Genomic DNA, 908 nt, shown 5'->3' with positions numbered 1-908 from the left:
CACGCTCGACAAGTTCATCGGCGATTCCATCATGGCCTTCTGGAACGCGCCCGTCGATGTCGCCGACCATCCCGCCAAGGCCGTGCGCGCCGCCCTTGCCATGCGCGAGACGCTGGCGACGCTGAACGCGACCGACGCCTTCGGCTTCGGCGAAGAATACAAGGTGGGGATCGGCATCGGCATCCACACGGGGCTTGCCTGCGTCGGCAACATGGGCGCCGAAAGCCGCTTCAACTATTCCGCCGTCGGCGACGCGGTGAATGTCTCGGCCCGCATCGAGGGCTGCTGCAAGGAAGTCGGCTTCGATATCCTGGTGTCCGAGACGACAGCCGCGGCCCTGCCGCACTTCGCCCTGCTCGACGCCGGCTCGCTGGGCCTCAAGGGCAAGAGCACCCGCACCCGTCTCTACGCCACGCTGGGCGACGAGACCGTCGGCCTGTCCGCGACCTTTGCCCTTCTCGAAACCGCGCATCAGGCCCTGGTCGAAGCCTTCGCCACCCGCTCAACGGACAGCCGCAAGCTGCTCGCTCGTGTCCGGCAGCGGGCGCAGCCCTACCCGGCGACACTGCCGGAGTTCTACCGCCGCCTCGCCCGCCGAGGCGACCATTTCAGGGAAATACCGACCGAAGTCCCGGCCCCGCTATCGGAGCAGGCGTCGTGAGGATCGCATTTACTGGAATGACACCGGCCTAGTCGCCACTACCGCCGTTGTCGTGATTAACGCCGCCGCTACGGTCATGCATATGGCGACCGCCGCCGTTCCAGCCTCCGCCCTGCCAGCCACCATTCTGATCGCCGTTGCGGCCATGCCACCCGCCACGATGTCCGCCCGAGCCGACGGCGTTGCCAGCCCCGGTCCCGGCGCCGCCCTGGCCACCATCGCCGGCAGGGGACCCTGCCGCGCCGGC

Annotated in this window: 1 protein-coding gene and 1 pseudogene; one reads left to right on the top strand and one right to left on the bottom strand. The window is 68.5% G+C overall.

The window, feature by feature from the left end:
* Positions 1–661, top strand: a 661-nt coding sequence (locus tag B3605_RS21440) for an adenylate/guanylate cyclase domain-containing protein (RefSeq protein WP_296435948.1), incomplete at its 5' end; no start/stop codon positions are given.
* Positions 662–689: 28 nt separating this feature from the next.
* Here the strand turns inward: B3605_RS21440 and B3605_RS21435 are convergent.
* A pseudogene (locus B3605_RS21435) lies at positions 690–908 on the bottom strand (hypothetical protein); the annotation flags it as partial.

The organism is Rhizobium sp. UBA1881 (assembly GCF_002338015.1).
Lineage (GTDB): Bacteria > Pseudomonadota > Alphaproteobacteria > Rhizobiales > Rhizobiaceae > Rhizobium.
This window is presented reverse-complemented; position numbering and strand designations above follow the sequence as displayed.